Consider the following 13,707-nt stretch of genomic DNA (forward strand, 5'->3'; position numbering starts at 1 on the left):
TAGCGCCGCCGCGCCAAGCCTGCCGCGATGTCCCTGCGCTCCGCGTGCCGTTGCGTGCTGGCCAGAGGCGGCGTTTAATAGCAGGCAGCCGTTCCTTCGCCGGAGCACCCATTGCCCGCCGCTCTTACCGCCGCCCTTACCGCCGCTCTTACCGCCGCGGCCGCCCTCGCCCAGCGGCTCTCCCAAAAGCTTTCCCAGTGGCTGGATCGCATCGACCCGGGTACGCATCGCCGTATCAAGGGACTGCGCCTCGTCACGGCCTATGGCATCGCGGCGGCGCTCGGCGCGCTGCGGGACGTATCGGTTGGATTGCCCGACGCGGCGCCCCTCGTGACGCTGGCGGCCGGGTTCGCGTTGTGGGCCAGTGTGTCGGAGGCACGTACGACACGGTATGCCTCGGCCCGCGATCTCGTCGCGCTCTGCATCGCGGCCGGGCTCGGCGCGGCCGTCTATGCGGTGGCGTCGCCCTGGCTGTCAGCCCATCTGCGCGCGGGCGGAGAGTGGGTGTTGATCAGCGGCGCGTTCGGTGTCGGGTTTCTGCGCCGTTACGGCGTGCTCGGCGCCGGCGTGGGATCGCAGCTTTATATCGGGCAACTGCTGGGCTATACGACGGACCTCGGGCCGCGCGACCTGATGGCCATTGTCGCGGCCGTATTGATTGCGATCGTATCCACCGTGGTGCCACGCATGCTGACCGGCCCCGCCGAGCAGCCGGTGCCGGCGCCACCGCTCGCGCCGATCGTGCGGCCGCGGTTCGGCTCGCCAGAGTTGGTCATGGGCCTGCAGGCGGCAACCGCCTCGCTGGTGGTCGTGGCGTTGAACAGCGCCTTCGGTCTGATCGAATCCGCCTGGGGCGTCACCGCATGCGTGTATGTGGTGACGGGCACCGCCGCGGCGACGCTGGAGCGCGGACGGCGCCGCATCGTCGGCACGCTCGTGGGCGTACCGCTGGGCCTCGTCTGCCTGCCGCTCGCGGCGCACGCGCCATTGCTGATCTGGTGTGCCGCGTCGCTGGCGATGATCGTCTACGCGATGGCGCTTCCCGAGCGGTACGACGTGGCCTGCGGCGCCTTCGCATTCACGCTCGTGGTCACGCTGGCCGTCTCCGGCGAGCATTCGCTGGCGGTGCTGGTCGCGCGCGCCTGGGAGACGCTGCTCGGTGGCGCGCTGGGCATTGCGGCAGCGATGCTGATGTTTCCGCTGCGCGAAGCCAGGGAGACATGAAAGCGCGTGTGAGGCTTATTTGCTCTTCAAGGGTGCCACGCCGGGCACGTCGCTCGCCTCGACGATCCGGATCATCATCAGCATGAAGAGGTCGCGCTCGGCTGGCGTCAGATGCTCGATCGTGCGCGCATGCGCGCGCTCCACGGCCTCCTGCATGCGCTGCACGAGCGTGCGGCCCTTGCGCGCCAGACGCACGAGCTTGACGCGGCCGTCGAGGGGCGACTGCCGGCGCTCGATCAATCCGCGTGCCTCGAGGCGCGGCAACACCTCGGCCACAGTGGTGCGTTCGAGGCCGATCGCCATCGCCAGTGAATTCTGATCGAGCTCGCCCTGCTCGAGCAGGGCCGACATCAGGCTGTACTGGACCGGCGTGATGTTGAACTCGCTGGTCTCTTCGAGAAACAGACCGCCATGGATCTGATGCAGCCGGCGAATCAGAAAGCCCGGGCGGGAATAAAGCACCGAGCGCTGCTGGACCGCCGCTAGCTCCGCCTCGAGCAGGGGAAGGCTGTCTTCGCGAATCATGGAAGGGGTACTGGATAGCCCGCAGGCGATTTGGGAAGTATGCCACGTATCGCCGCAGCCCATATGTCGGAGTATTTCGGGAAATTACGACATGTAAGGTGGTTTCGCGCACCATGAAATATGTGGCATGCCCCATTTATGCGTCAGGGTGCGACTCAAGTTGGTGCGCGGACGTCGCGGCGTCCCTCGCATTCTAGCGAGATAGGGGGTATGGCACATATTTATTCAGTGGAATTTTATCAATCGGATCAATGGGTTGCGCGATGTGATGGCGCGCCAGGCGTGCGCGGTGGCACACGCGTTGCTTTATGCAGCGCACAGCTGGCGAAAGCCGGGACCACACAACAAGACGCCCCCGCGTATGAACGCTCCAACCTCCAGGGATCACCTCGCGCCCGTTGTCCGTGCCCAGGGCATCGGCGAGCGCGTGCCGCGCAAGGAAGACCAGCGGCTGCTGCTTGGCCGCGGACAGTTCGTCGGCGATATCCGCATGCCGGACATGCTCGACGTCGCCTTCGTGCGTAGCCCGGTCGCCCACGCGCGCCTCGGCGCCATCCACAAGCCGGCGGGCCTCGAATCGCTGGTGTACACGATGGCCGATCTGCAGGGCGTGGCGCCAATCCTCGCCGCCGCGGGCCTGCCGGGCTTCAAGCGCTCGGTGCAGCATCCGCTTGCCAGCGACAAGGTGCGCCATGTGGGCGAACTGGTGGCCGCGTGTATCGCACCGACGCGGGCGCGTGCCGAGGATATCGCCGCGCAGGTGGAGGTCGACTACGACGAGCTGCCGGTGCTGGCCGACATGAACACGGCGGATACGTCCGAATCGCGCGTGCACGACGCGTGGAGCGACAACGTGTTCGTCGAGACGCGCATCGAGAAAGGCGAGAAGGGCGAGAAGGGCGGCGACACGCCGTCGGCAACGAACACACGTCGCTATCACCGCAAGCTTCGTACCGCGCGCCAGTGCATGATGCCGATGGAGGGCCGCGCCGTGCTCTGCTGGTGGGACCACCGCCTCGACCAGCTCGTGATGTACTCCGCGGCGCAGGTGCCCCATATCAACCGTACCGGTCTGGCCGAGTGCCTGGGCCTCGACGAAGGCCAGGTACGCGTGATTTCGCCCGACGTCGGCGGCGGCTTCGGCTACAAGGGGCTGCTGCTGCCCGAGGAAGTCTGCTGCGCCTGGCTCGCGCGCCATCTGAACCGCCCCGTCCGCTGGCTCGAAGACCGCCGCGAGCAACTGAGCGCGAATGCCAACTGCCGCGAGCATGCGTATGACATCGCCATCGAGGTCGAGCCCGACGGCCGCCTCGTGAGCATCGAGTGCGAGGCGATGGTGGACTCCGGCGCGTACTCGCTATATCCGTTCAGCGCCTGCCTGGAAGCGTCGCAGGTGGCGTCGATCCTGCCCGGCCCGTACACGATGGATCGATATGTCTGCCGCTCGCGCGCGATGGCGACGAACAAGCCCGGCATCTTGCCCTACCGCGGTGTCGCGCGCACCGGTGTGTGCTTTGCCATCGAGCTGATGATGGACGCGGCCGCGCGCGACCTCGGCATGGAGCCTTACGACCTGCGCGCGCGCAGCCTCGTGCCGGCCAGCGCGATGCCGTTCGTCAATATCACCGGCAAGCTGTTCGACTCCGGCGACTACGCGGAAAGCATGACGCGCGCGGTGGCCGCGCTCGACTGGCAACGCTGGCGCGCGCGGCAGCGCGAGGTCAATGCGGCGGGCGGCACCACGCGTATCGGCCTGGGCCTGTCCGTGTATTGCGAGCAGGGCGCGCACGGCACCTCGGTCTATCACGGCTGGGGCATCCCGATGGTGCCCGGCCACGAACAATGCTCGGCCCGCATCACCCCCGACGGCGTGCTGGAACTGCGGCTCGGCGTGCATTCGCATGGGCAGGGCATGGAAACGTCGATGGCGCAGGTCGCGCACACGGTGCTCGGCATCGAGATCGAACGTGTGCGCGTGGTGCATGGCGACACGGCGGTCTCGCCGTACTCCACCGGCACCTGGGGCTCGCGCTGCGCCGTGATGGCCGGCGGCGCCGTCGGCGCGGCGTGCGATTTGCTCGCCCAGCGCCTGATCGGCATTGCGGCCGGCGTGCTCGGCAAGCCCGCGGCGTCCCTGCAGTTGATCGACGGGGTTGTGCGGGAACCCGGTCAACCGACGGGCATGTCGCTCGCCGAGATCGCCCACACCTGGTATCGCGCGCCGCAGAAGGTGCCGGCCGGCGTCGATCCGGGCGGGCTCGAAGTGGTAACCGGATACAAGACCCAGCCCGATACGGGCACCTTCAGCTACGCCACGCACGCGTGCGCGGTGGAGGTCGATACCGCCACCGGCAAGGTGACGCTGCTCGACTACGCGATCTGCGAGGACGGCGGCGTGCTGCTGAACCCGCTGATTGTCGATGGCCAGATCATCGGCGGCCTTGCACAAGGTATCGGCACGGCGCTCTACGAAGAGATGCCCTTCGATACGGAAGGCCAGCCGCTGGCTTCGACCATGGCCGACTACCTGCTGCCCGGCGCGGGAGAAATGCCCGCGCTCAAGCTGCTGCATATGGAAACGCCGAGCCCGCACAGCAAGTACGGCCAGAAGGGGCTGGGCGAAGGCGGCGCCATCGCTCCGCCGGCCGCCATTATCAACGCGGTCAACGATGCGCTGCATGCGCTGGGCGCGGAACTGACGCAATGCCCCGCAAGTCCGGAACGCGTGCTCGCCGCGCTGGCCGAGGCGCGGGTCGCCGCCCATCAGGGAGGTGCGCAATGAAAGCCGTTGCCTATCGCCTGGAGCGCGGCACTTCGATCGACGCCGCGGCAAGCGCGCTGCGCGACGCCGGCTGGGGCGGCAAGCCCATCGCCGGCGGCCAGTCGCTCGGTGCGATGCTGAACCTGCGGCTCGCGCAGCCAGAGATGCTCGTCGATCTGGACGGCATCGAGGTACTGCGCGCGGTGAGGGAGGACGCCGATGCGATCGTGTTCGGCGCGATGTGTACTCACGCGGCGTTCGAGGACGGCAGGCTGCCGGACCCGAGCCGCGGTCTGATGCCCACGGTGGCGCGCGGTATTGCCTATCGCGCGGTGCGCAACCGCGGCACGATCGGCGGCAGCCTGTGCCATGCCGATCCGGCGGCTGACTGGGTCAGCACGATGCCGCTGCTTGGCGCGACGCTGCGGCTCGAAGGCCCCGATGGCGCGCGCATGGTCCCCGCAGCCGACTTCATGCTGGCCGCGTTCGAGACGCAGCTCGCCGAAGGCGAACTCCTGACCGCCGTCAGCGTGCCGCGGCTGTCCGCACAAGCCCAATGGTCGTATCGCAAGTTCTGCCGCAAGACCGGCGAGTTCGCGCATGCGCTCGTGTGCGCGCTGCGCGATCCCGCGCTCGGTGTCGAGCGCCTCGTCATCGGCGCGCTCGATGGCGCTCCGCGCGTGTTCGAAGGCGCGGGCCTGATTGCTTCGCTCTCGAATGCCTCGCAGCGTGCCGCATGGCTCGCGGATGCCGGCGTCGATGTCGATCCCGCGCGTGCCACCCAGCTTGCCGAGATGCTGCGACGCGTCGTCATGGATATGGAGACCACCGAATGAGCGCCCCTGAACTGAATTTTCCGGAAGTCCGCGCGACGCGCATCGACCTCGACGTGAATGGTCGCCGGTACGCACTGGAGATCGAGGACCGCACGCACCTGGCCGACGCACTGCGCGACCACTGCGGCCTGACGGCCACGCATATCGGCTGCGAGCACGGTGTGTGCGGCGCGTGCACGGTGGAGATCGACGGCACGCCGCAGCGGTCGTGCCTGCAATCGGCGGTGCGCTTCGTCGGCAAGGCGGTGCGCACGCTCGAGGCGTTCGACGACGACGCCGTGATGGCGCAGCTGCGCGGGGCCTTCACGGCGGAGCACGCGCTCCAATGCGGCTATTGCACGCCCGGCATGCTGATGACCGCGCGGGACATCGTCCTGCGCCTGCCCGACGCGGACGAAGCGCGCATTCAGGAAGAACTGGCGGGCAACCTGTGCCGCTGCACGGGATATATCGGCATCGTGCGCGCCATCCAGCGCGTGCTGCGCGAGCGCCGTGCGCAACCCGAACTGTTCGCCTGAGGAGCGCTGCATGGAAATCGAACAACGTTTCACGCTGTCTACCGCGCCCGACGCCGTATGGCAGGCATTCCAGGATGTCCGCCTGCTGGTCAACTGCCTGCCCGGTGCGTCCATTCCGGACGATGCGGCGGTGGAAGGCAACAAGGTGCCGCTGCTGTTCCAAGTCAAGCTCGGCCCGATCGCCGCGCGCTTCAAGGGGCAGGGCGAGCTGGAGCAGGACGCCGCTGCCCGCAGTGGCGCGTTCAGCGGGTCGGCCGTGGATGGCAAGACGCAAAGCCGCGTCAAGGGAGTGGCGCGGTTCGCGCTGCAGCCGGCCGGCACCGGGACCGAGGTCGTCGTGGCCGTGGACTATACGGTGACGGGCGCGCTGGCGCAGTTCAGCCGCGAGGGCATCGTGCGGGCGCTGGCTGAACAGCTGACGCGCGAGTTTGCGGCGAACTTGCAGGCGGCGTTGCCCGCGGAGACGCCGATGGTCGCCGAGGTTGCCGCGCGCACGGCGAGCGCGGAGGCGGCCCTCGGTGCGCCCACCGCTGTCGCCGCTGTCGCGGCACCCGCGCCGGCGTCGGCCTCCATCGACCTGTGGAGCGTGTTCAAGGCATGGCTGCGCCAGTGGTGGCGCGGCCGCAAGAATGCCGCCTGATTCCATCCCTTGCAGTAACCCATCGTCCTGTCTCATCTCGAACAAGGAGATCCCCATGTGGATCCGCAGCAAGCGCAGCGCCCCCATCCGTCATGCCGCCACTCTGGTGGCCACGTGCGTTCTCGCCTACGGCGCGTCGTCCGCGCAGGCACAGGAAACGATCAAGATCGGCGTCACCGAGCCGCTGACCGGCGCGGTGGCCGCGTCGGGCACCTACGTGACCAACGGCGCGCGCATCGCGGCGGACGTCATCAATAGCCGTGGCGGCGTGCTGGGCCGCAAGATCGAGCTGGTGATCGAGGACAACAAGTCGAACCCGCGCGAAGCAGTCAACTCGGCCGAGAAGCTGATCCTCAAGGACAAGGTGCCCGTGCTGATGGGCGCGTGGAGCTCCACGTTCACGCTCGCCGTCATGCCGAAGCTGGTCGAGTATGGCGTGCCGATGGTCGTGGAGACCGCGTCGTCGACGAAGATCACGACCGCGGGCAATCCGTGGATCTTCCGCACGAGCCCGACGTCGGCAATGGAAGCCGCGGCATTCGCCAGGCATCTCGCCTCGTTCAGCCCCGCCATCAAGAAGGTGGACTTCCTGTCGGTCAACAACGACTGGGGTCTCGGTGCCGCCGCCGAGTTCCGCAAGGCGCTCGAAGGCAAGGGTATCGCGGTAGGCCGCACGGAAACGATGGCGCCCGACGCCACCGACCTGTCGGCGCAGCTCGCCTCGCTCAAGAGCACGGGCGCGGACACGCTGATCGTCACGTCGGGCATCGAGCAGCTGACGCTCGCGATTCGTCAGGCGGCCGAGCAGCGCCTGCCGCAACGCATCATCACGACCGGCGGCTCGTTCCCCGAGCCGCTGCTGAAGACGCCGGGCCCGAAGGGCTATGCGAGCCAGCATCTGCTGTTCTTCGCGCCGTGGGCCGTGGAACGTGCGAAGTATCCGGAAGTGGCAAAGGACTTCGTGGAAGGCTGGAACGCGCGCAAGCTCGACTTCGCTGGCCAGACCGAAGGCTTCCGCGGCTATGACGCCATCCTGACCATCGCCGAAGCCATCCGCGTGGCCGGCAAGGCCGAGCCGGCCGCCATCCGCGACGCGCTGTGGAAGGTCAAGCTCAAGGGCGTGAACGGCGACATCGCGTTTATCAAGGAGGGCCCCGCCGGCAAGGAAAGCGGCCAGGCCGAGCCGAACATCTATGTGGTCGAGCTCAAGGATGGCGCGGTCGCGGTGAAGTAATACCGCAGCCACGCACGGACAGGGGAAACACAGTGGAATCGTTCCTGCAGCATGCGCTGAACGGACTCGTGCTTGGGGCGACCTATGCGTTGCTGGGCATCGGCCTGACGCTGATCTTCGGCATCATGCGGGTCGTCAACTTCGCGCACGGCGAGCTCTATGCGCTGGGTGCCTATATCGCCTACGCGGTGGTATCGGTGCTGGGCCTCAATTTCTTCGGCTCGCTGATTCTCGCGGCCGTCGGCGGCTTTGCCGTGGGCGCGCTGATCGAGTACGTGCTGCTGCGGCGGCGAAACCTCGCGGCCATGGACGAGATCATGCTGATCATGATCGGCGTGATGATCGTGATGCAGAACGGCGAACTGCTGCTCTGGGGCGGTGTCGCCAAGGCGGTGCCGTCGCCGTTCTCGCAGGAGCCGCTCGTGCTGGGGCTCGTATCCGTTTCGCCGATTCGCCTGTTCGTGCTGTGCACGGCCGTCGTGCTGCTGGGACTGTTCTACCTGCTGATCGAGCGCACGCGGCTGGGTCTCGCCATGCGGGCGACGTTCCAGGACCGCGACGCCGCGGAGATCGTCGGCGTCAAGGTGCCGTACATGTACACGCTCACCTTCGCGTTGGGCTCGTCGCTCGCGGCGGTGGCCGGCGCGCTGCTCGCGCCCGTGTTCGTGGTCAATCCGACCATGGGCGATCTGGCCAGCCTCAAGGCGTTCGCGATCGTGATCCTGGGCGGCCTCGGCAATCTGCCGGGTGCCGCGCTGGGCGGGTTCACGCTGGGCCTCGTCGAGGAGTTCGGCGCGGGCTATGTGTCCACCGCGTACCGCGATGCCATCGGATTCCTGGTCATCCTGATCGTCATGATCGTGCGGCCGCAGGGCCTGTTTTCCACCAAGGAGCGTGTGGGATGACTCTCGCAAGATTCACGCCGCTGGCCTGTGTCGCGGCGCTCGCATTGCTGCCCGTGCTCTGGCCGGACCCTTACGTGCTGTCGGTGATGGCCTCGTGCGGCATCTTCATCGTCGCGGCCATCAGCCTGAACCTGCTGCTCGGCTATACGGGGCAGCTAAGCCTTGGCCACGTGGCCTTCTTCGGCATCGGCGCCTATACCAGCGCGCTGCTCTCGCTGGGTTTCGACGTATCGATCTACGGTTTCGACACGCCGTTCGTCGTGGCGCCGAAGCCGGTCTGGGTGGCATTCGTTGCCGGTATCGCCATGGCCAGCCTGTCGGGCTGGCTCGTCGGCAAGCTCGCATTCCGCGTGCGCGGCGCGTATTTCGTCATCGTGACCATCAGCTTCGCGCAGGTGATGCGCATGGTCGCGCTGAACTGGGTGGACCTCACCGAGGGTCCGATGGCCTTGAACAACATTCCCGCGCTGACGATGTGGGTCCCCGGCCAGGGCGTGATGGACCTGACGACCAAGGCGGCGCGCTACTGGCTCGTGCTCGCGGCGGGAACCGTTGCATGGTTCACCGTGGCGGCGATCGTGCGCAGCCGCGTGGGCCGCGCGATGGTCGCGCTGCGCGAGAACGAAACGCTGGCGCGCTCGATCGGTATCGAGGCATCGCGCTATCTGCGCATCGCCACGCTGGTCTCGGCCGGCATCGCGGGTGCGGCGGGCGGCCTCTATGCGCATACCGTGCAGATCATCGACCCGGACGTCTTCATGTTCATGTTCACGATCACGATGGTCATCATGGTGATCGCGGGCGGCAAGGGCACGCTGGCCGGCCCCGTCGTCGGCGGCCTGATCTTCGGGCTGATGCCCGAAGCGTTGCGCGGCGTGATGGCTCCCGAAATGCAATGGATGCTCTACGGCACGCTGATGATCGTGATCCTGATCCTGCTGCCGCGCGGCATCGTGCCGGCGTTCGCCAGGCTGCGCCGCCGCGCGCGGCCGACGGCGGTGGCCTCGCCGATCGCCATGGCGGTGCCGGCAAAGGGAGACGAAGCATGAGCGCGGCCGTACTGACGCTGGGTGGGGTGACGATGGACATCGCCGGTCTCAAGGCGATGGACACCGTGAGCTTCGACGTGGAGGAGGGACAGATCGTCAGCCTGATCGGACCCAACGGCGCGGGCAAGACCACGACATTCAACGCCATCTCGGGCTATATGCGCCCGACCGCTGGCGAGGTTCGCGTGTTCGGCCGCAACGTGGTGGGACTGCCGCCCGAGAAGATCGCCGAGCTGGGGCTTGTTCGCAGCTTTCAGCGCACGAACGTGTTCCCCGGCTGCACGGTGTTCGACAACGTGCTGACCGCGCTGCATCTGCAGGGCCGTTCGGGATTGTGGCAGGCGCTGACGCGCGGCCGCCGCGTCCGCGAAGAGGAACGCGCGCTGCGTGCCCGCGCCGAAGAACTGCTCGCGTTCGTCGGTCTTGCGCATCGCGCGGAAGAACTGGCATCGAGCCTTGCCTATGGCGAGCAACGGCTGCTCGGCGTGGCGATTGCCCTCGCGGCGCGGCCGCGCATCCTGTTGCTGGACGAGCCCGCGGCCGGTCTCAACCCGTCGGAGACGGACGCCTTCAAGACGATGGTCCGGCGCATTCGCGACAGCGGTGTGACGGTACTGCTGGTCGAGCACGACATGCATATGGTGATGTCGATCTCCGACCATATCGTGGTGCTCAACCACGGCAAGCGCATTGCAACCGGCAAGCCGGCGGATATTCAGCAGGACCCGGAAGTTATCCGGGCCTATCTCGGATCGGGGCTCAAACGTGCTCAAGGTTGAACAGATTTCTGTACGGTACGGCCCGGCCGTCGGCGTCGAGCGCGTCTCGATCGAGGTGCGCGAAGGCGAACTGGTCACGCTGATCGGCGCCAACGGCGCGGGCAAGTCCACGACGCTGCGCGCGATCAGCGGCCTCGAGCCGCTCGTGCATGGCCGCATCACGTTCGACGGCCACCAGATCTCCGGGGCATCGGCCGCGGCGGTGATCGAGCGCGGCGTCGCGCACTGCCCGGAAGGCCGGCGTGTCTTCCCGCAGCTCACGGTGGCGGAGAACCTCGAGATGGGCGCGTATCGCCGCATCGATCGCAATCGTGTACGGCAGGATCGCGAGCGCATGCTCGATCGCTTTCCGCGGCTGCGTGAACGATTGAAGCAGGCGGCGGGCACACTGTCCGGCGGCGAGCAGCAGATGCTGGCGATTGCGCGCGCGCTGATGGCGCGGCCGCGCCTCGTGATGTTCGATGAGCCGTCGCTGGGCCTGGCGCCGAACTTCGTCGAGATGATCTTCGACCTGATTCTGGAAGTGCGCCGCGAAGGCACCACGGTGCTGATGGTCGAGCAGAACGCCTACGCCGCGCTGGAAATGTGCGACCGCGCGTATTTGCTCGAGAACGGGCGCGTGGTCAATGAAGGGCCGGCCGACAAGATGCTGGCGGACCCGAATATCCGGCGCGCGTATCTGGGCGGCTGACGTCCGCGCGCCATTCCGGGGGCTGCCTCGCCACAAATATGAGGTATGCCACGTAAATCAACGCTCCACAATGCACACTCACCTCACATGACGAAGAAGCTTTTGAAGGGCGGACGGGTGATCGACCCCTCCAGCCAACGCGATGGCGTGTTCGATGTGCTGATCGACGGCGGTACCGTCGCGGCCATCGGCGCGGACCTGGCGGCGCAGGCCGGCGACGCGGAAGTGATCGACTGCCGGGGCAAGCTCGTGTTGCCGGGGCTCATCGATACTCACGCCCACGTGTACGAAGGCGTGACCGGCCGCTTCGGCCTCAATGCCGACATGTGTGGCGTGCATTCCGGCGTGACCACGCTGGTGGATCAGGGCGGCCCAAGCTGCATCACGTTGCCGGGCTTTCGACAGTACGTCGCGCAGCCCTCGCATACGCGCGTGCTGGCCTTTCTCTCGGCCTATCTCGTCGGCGGGCTGGAGGGCCATTACTATCCGGAGCTGTATCGGCCCGAGTGCCTCGACGTCGATGCCACGGTCAAGTCGGCGCGCAGCAATCGCGACCTCGTGCGCGGACTCAAGGCCCATGCGGAGATTGGCGGCTTTGCGCGATGGGGTGTCGATGTGATGCGCATTGCCACGCGTATCGGGCGCGAATCGCAGTTGCCCGTCTATATCCACTTCGGTCAGCTGTGGCCGAAACCCGAAGACGGCGGCCGCGCCGTGAATCCGGATTCGATCTTCAACCAGGTGGTGGAAATGCTGAAACCGGGCGACATCCTCGCGCACCCGTTCAGCCGCCATCCGGGCGGTTTCGTGGAGATCGACGGCAAGCTGCATCCGCTGGTGCCGGAAGCGATCGCGCGCGGGCTCAAGATCGACGTCGGCCACGGCTCCCACTTCAGCTTCAAGACCGCGCGCATCGTGCTCGATGCGGGCGTCATTCCCGATACGCTCGGGGCGGACATGCATGGCTACAACACGTCGGTGCCCGCGCCGCCGGGCACGCCCGACCATCATCCGGACGAGGAGGACCATCTGTTCAAGGGCAATTCGCGCTTCGGCCTGGTCTCCGCGATGACGAGCATGATCGCGCTGGGCCTGCCGCTCGAGCACGTGGTGGCGATGGTTACGCGCAACGCCGCGCAGATGATCGGCATGGAAGGCGAACTCGGTGTGCTCAAGGTGGGCGGCGTGGCGGACGTGAGCGTCCTCGACGATGCGCGTGGCCGCTGGGTGATGCGCGACAACGAAGGCACCGAGGTCGTGACCGACCGCTGGCTCTCGCCGAGCTTCTGTCTGCGCGCGGGTCGGCGCTTCGACGCGCAATCGCCAATCCTGCCGCTGGCGCAAGCTGCCTGAGGAGCGTCCACGATGACCACGACTGCCGACCCGGCTGCACACGCCCTCGCGCGCCTGTACGCGCGTCCGTATGCGGCAGCGCTATGGCGTGGCGTGCAACGCCGCGACGCGGTGCTGCCCGATCTGCCGCGCACGGTGCTGCTGCATGCGGGACCGCCGTATGCCAGCGCGGCGGCCGTGCCGGCGCCCGTACGCAATGCGGCGATTCAGGCCGTGATGTTCGAGGGGCTTGCCCCGGACGCCGAAGCGGCAGGGCGATTGCTGGCCGGTGGAGACGTCACGCTGGCGCCCGCGCAGGACTACGGCGTGGCGACGCCGCTCGCGCAGGTGGTGTCGGCGTCGATGCCGCTTGCAGTCGTGGGTGACGGCGCGTCCGTCGCCTATGCGCCGCTGATCGAGGGACCGCCGCCCGCGCTACGCTTCGGCACCCGCGACGCCGCGGCGCAAACGCGTCTCGCGGCGGTTGCCGCCTGCGGCCTGGACGCACTCGACGGCTGGCTGCGCGAACATGCGGTGGCCATGGGACCGCTGATTGCCGAGGCGCTTGCCAACGGCGACGACTGTCACGGCCGCACGGTTGCGGCCAATGCGGCGCTGGTCACCGCGCTCGCGGGCCTGAAGCCGGAGGCGCTGGCCGTCGTCGGCGCCAATGCGGGTTTCGTACTGCCGATTCTGATGGCGACCGCATGCTGGCATCTGCGCAGGCAGGCGTCCGGCATCGCCGCCGCGGGAGGCAACGGCGTGGACTTCGGCATGCGTCTGCATCGCGCGGCGGCATGGCAGACGGTACCCGCGGCGCCGCCGGTCGGTATTCGTCTGCCGGGCCACGATGCGACCGTCGCGCTCGGCGCGATCGGCGACAGCGCGGTGATCGACTTCGGCGGACTCGGCGGGCAGGCGCTGATGCTGGCGCCGGCACTGCGCGCGGACTGGCAGCAATGGTTGCCGGCGGACCTCGCGACGCGCCGCGCGAGCGTGACCGATGCGGTCACGGGCATCGTCGATGCCGGCCGCGCACGCGAGGCCGCATGCGTGCCAATCGTGAACCTCGCCATCCTCGACGAGGCGGGCGACGCGGGGCTGATCGGACGCGGTTTCTACGCGCCCCCATCCGCGCTGTTCGGGTAGCCTCTGATGCACGGCGCATCGGGCAAATATGTCGCCCGATGTCACGAGCCCGGCGTGTAACACC

Annotated in this window: 13 protein-coding genes; 12 read left to right on the forward strand and 1 reads right to left on the reverse strand. The window is 67.7% G+C overall.

Going from position 1 to position 13,707, the window contains the following annotated elements; all coding sequences use genetic code 11:
- Window positions 1-111: 111 nt before the first annotated feature.
- On the forward strand, window positions 112-1,224 hold the full coding sequence (locus AAHB16_RS22870) for an FUSC family protein (RefSeq protein WP_342052063.1): 1,113 nt from the start codon (window positions 112-114) through the stop codon (window positions 1,222-1,224).
- Window positions 1,225-1,239: 15 nt separating this feature from the next.
- Here the strand turns inward: AAHB16_RS22870 and AAHB16_RS22875 are convergent, their stop codons facing one another.
- On the reverse strand, window positions 1,240-1,749 hold the full coding sequence (locus tag AAHB16_RS22875; RefSeq protein WP_150375717.1) for a MarR family winged helix-turn-helix transcriptional regulator: 510 nt from the start codon (window positions 1,747-1,749) through the stop codon (window positions 1,240-1,242).
- A 361-nt stretch (window positions 1,750-2,110) separates the two neighbouring features.
- Between AAHB16_RS22875 and AAHB16_RS22880 the strand changes: the two genes are divergently transcribed.
- From AAHB16_RS22880 to AAHB16_RS22930, 11 genes are all read left to right on the forward strand, one after another.
- The gene (locus AAHB16_RS22880; RefSeq protein WP_342052064.1) at window positions 2,111-4,531 is read left to right on the forward strand and encodes a xanthine dehydrogenase family protein molybdopterin-binding subunit; all 2,421 of its coding nucleotides are present in this window, start codon (window positions 2,111-2,113) and stop codon (window positions 4,529-4,531) included.
- On the forward strand, window positions 4,528-5,346 hold the full coding sequence (locus AAHB16_RS22885) for an FAD binding domain-containing protein (RefSeq protein ID WP_342052065.1): 819 nt from the start codon (window positions 4,528-4,530) through the stop codon (window positions 5,344-5,346). The genes AAHB16_RS22880 and AAHB16_RS22885 overlap by 4 nt, the downstream gene beginning before the upstream one ends.
- Window positions 5,343-5,864, forward strand: a complete 522-nt coding sequence (locus tag AAHB16_RS22890; protein ID WP_342052066.1) for a (2Fe-2S)-binding protein — start codon at window positions 5,343-5,345, stop codon at window positions 5,862-5,864. The genes AAHB16_RS22885 and AAHB16_RS22890 overlap by 4 nt, the downstream gene beginning before the upstream one ends.
- Before the next feature lie 10 nt (window positions 5,865-5,874).
- Complete coding sequence (locus tag AAHB16_RS22895; protein WP_342052067.1) at window positions 5,875-6,504, forward strand: SRPBCC family protein; 630 nt, start codon at window positions 5,875-5,877, stop codon at window positions 6,502-6,504.
- Window positions 6,505-6,559: 55 nt separating this feature from the next.
- Window positions 6,560-7,738, forward strand: coding sequence for an ABC transporter substrate-binding protein (locus AAHB16_RS22900; protein ID WP_150375707.1), 1,179 nt, complete (start codon window positions 6,560-6,562; stop codon window positions 7,736-7,738).
- Between the two features lie 32 nt (window positions 7,739-7,770).
- Window positions 7,771-8,643 (forward strand): branched-chain amino acid ABC transporter permease, encoded by an 873-nt coding sequence (locus AAHB16_RS22905; RefSeq protein ID WP_150375705.1) that lies wholly within the window; start codon window positions 7,771-7,773, stop codon window positions 8,641-8,643.
- On the forward strand, window positions 8,640-9,692 hold the full coding sequence (locus tag AAHB16_RS22910; RefSeq protein ID WP_150375703.1) for a branched-chain amino acid ABC transporter permease: 1,053 nt from the start codon (window positions 8,640-8,642) through the stop codon (window positions 9,690-9,692). Before AAHB16_RS22905 ends, AAHB16_RS22910 begins: the two co-directional genes overlap by 4 nt.
- A complete protein-coding gene (locus AAHB16_RS22915; protein ID WP_150375701.1) occupies window positions 9,689-10,471 on the forward strand; it encodes an ABC transporter ATP-binding protein in 783 nt (260 codons plus the stop codon). Before AAHB16_RS22910 ends, AAHB16_RS22915 begins: the two co-directional genes overlap by 4 nt.
- On the forward strand, window positions 10,458-11,162 hold the full coding sequence (locus tag AAHB16_RS22920) for an ABC transporter ATP-binding protein (RefSeq protein WP_150375699.1): 705 nt from the start codon (window positions 10,458-10,460) through the stop codon (window positions 11,160-11,162). Before AAHB16_RS22915 ends, AAHB16_RS22920 begins: the two co-directional genes overlap by 14 nt.
- An 87-nt stretch (window positions 11,163-11,249) precedes the next feature.
- Complete coding sequence (locus AAHB16_RS22925) at window positions 11,250-12,515, forward strand: amidohydrolase/deacetylase family metallohydrolase (RefSeq protein ID WP_150375697.1); 1,266 nt, start codon at window positions 11,250-11,252, stop codon at window positions 12,513-12,515.
- Between the two features lie 12 nt (window positions 12,516-12,527).
- Window positions 12,528-13,643, forward strand: a complete 1,116-nt coding sequence (locus AAHB16_RS22930; protein WP_342052068.1) for an oxamate carbamoyltransferase subunit AllG family protein — start codon at window positions 12,528-12,530, stop codon at window positions 13,641-13,643.
- Window positions 13,644-13,707 lie beyond the last annotated feature (64 nt).

The organism is Cupriavidus sp. OTU4054, assembly GCF_038440175.1.
In the GTDB taxonomy this organism is placed as follows: Bacteria; Pseudomonadota; Gammaproteobacteria; order Burkholderiales; family Burkholderiaceae; genus Cupriavidus; species Cupriavidus pauculus_D.

What these genes read in the sequence shown, in the direction of transcription:
- AAHB16_RS22875 (WP_150375717.1), bottom strand. Translation starts at nt 1,749, where the DNA reads ATGATTCGCGAAGACAGCCTTCCCCTGCTCGAGGCGGAGCTAGCGGCG.
- AAHB16_RS22880 (WP_342052064.1), top strand. Translation starts at nt 2,111, where the DNA reads ATGAACGCTCCAACCTCCAGGGATCACCTCGCGCCCGTTGTCCGTGCC.
- AAHB16_RS22885 (WP_342052065.1), top strand. Translation starts at nt 4,528, where the DNA reads ATGAAAGCCGTTGCCTATCGCCTGGAGCGCGGCACTTCGATCGACGCC.
- AAHB16_RS22890 (WP_342052066.1), top strand. Translation starts at nt 5,343, where the DNA reads ATGAGCGCCCCTGAACTGAATTTTCCGGAAGTCCGCGCGACGCGCATC.
- AAHB16_RS22895 (WP_342052067.1), top strand. Translation starts at nt 5,875, where the DNA reads ATGGAAATCGAACAACGTTTCACGCTGTCTACCGCGCCCGACGCCGTA.
- AAHB16_RS22900 (WP_150375707.1), top strand. Translation starts at nt 6,560, where the DNA reads ATGTGGATCCGCAGCAAGCGCAGCGCCCCCATCCGTCATGCCGCCACT.
- AAHB16_RS22910 (WP_150375703.1), top strand. Translation starts at nt 8,640, where the DNA reads ATGACTCTCGCAAGATTCACGCCGCTGGCCTGTGTCGCGGCGCTCGCA.
- AAHB16_RS22915 (WP_150375701.1), top strand. Translation starts at nt 9,689, where the DNA reads ATGAGCGCGGCCGTACTGACGCTGGGTGGGGTGACGATGGACATCGCC.
- AAHB16_RS22925 (WP_150375697.1), top strand. Translation starts at nt 11,250, where the DNA reads ATGACGAAGAAGCTTTTGAAGGGCGGACGGGTGATCGACCCCTCCAGC.
- AAHB16_RS22930 (WP_342052068.1), top strand. Translation starts at nt 12,528, where the DNA reads ATGACCACGACTGCCGACCCGGCTGCACACGCCCTCGCGCGCCTGTAC.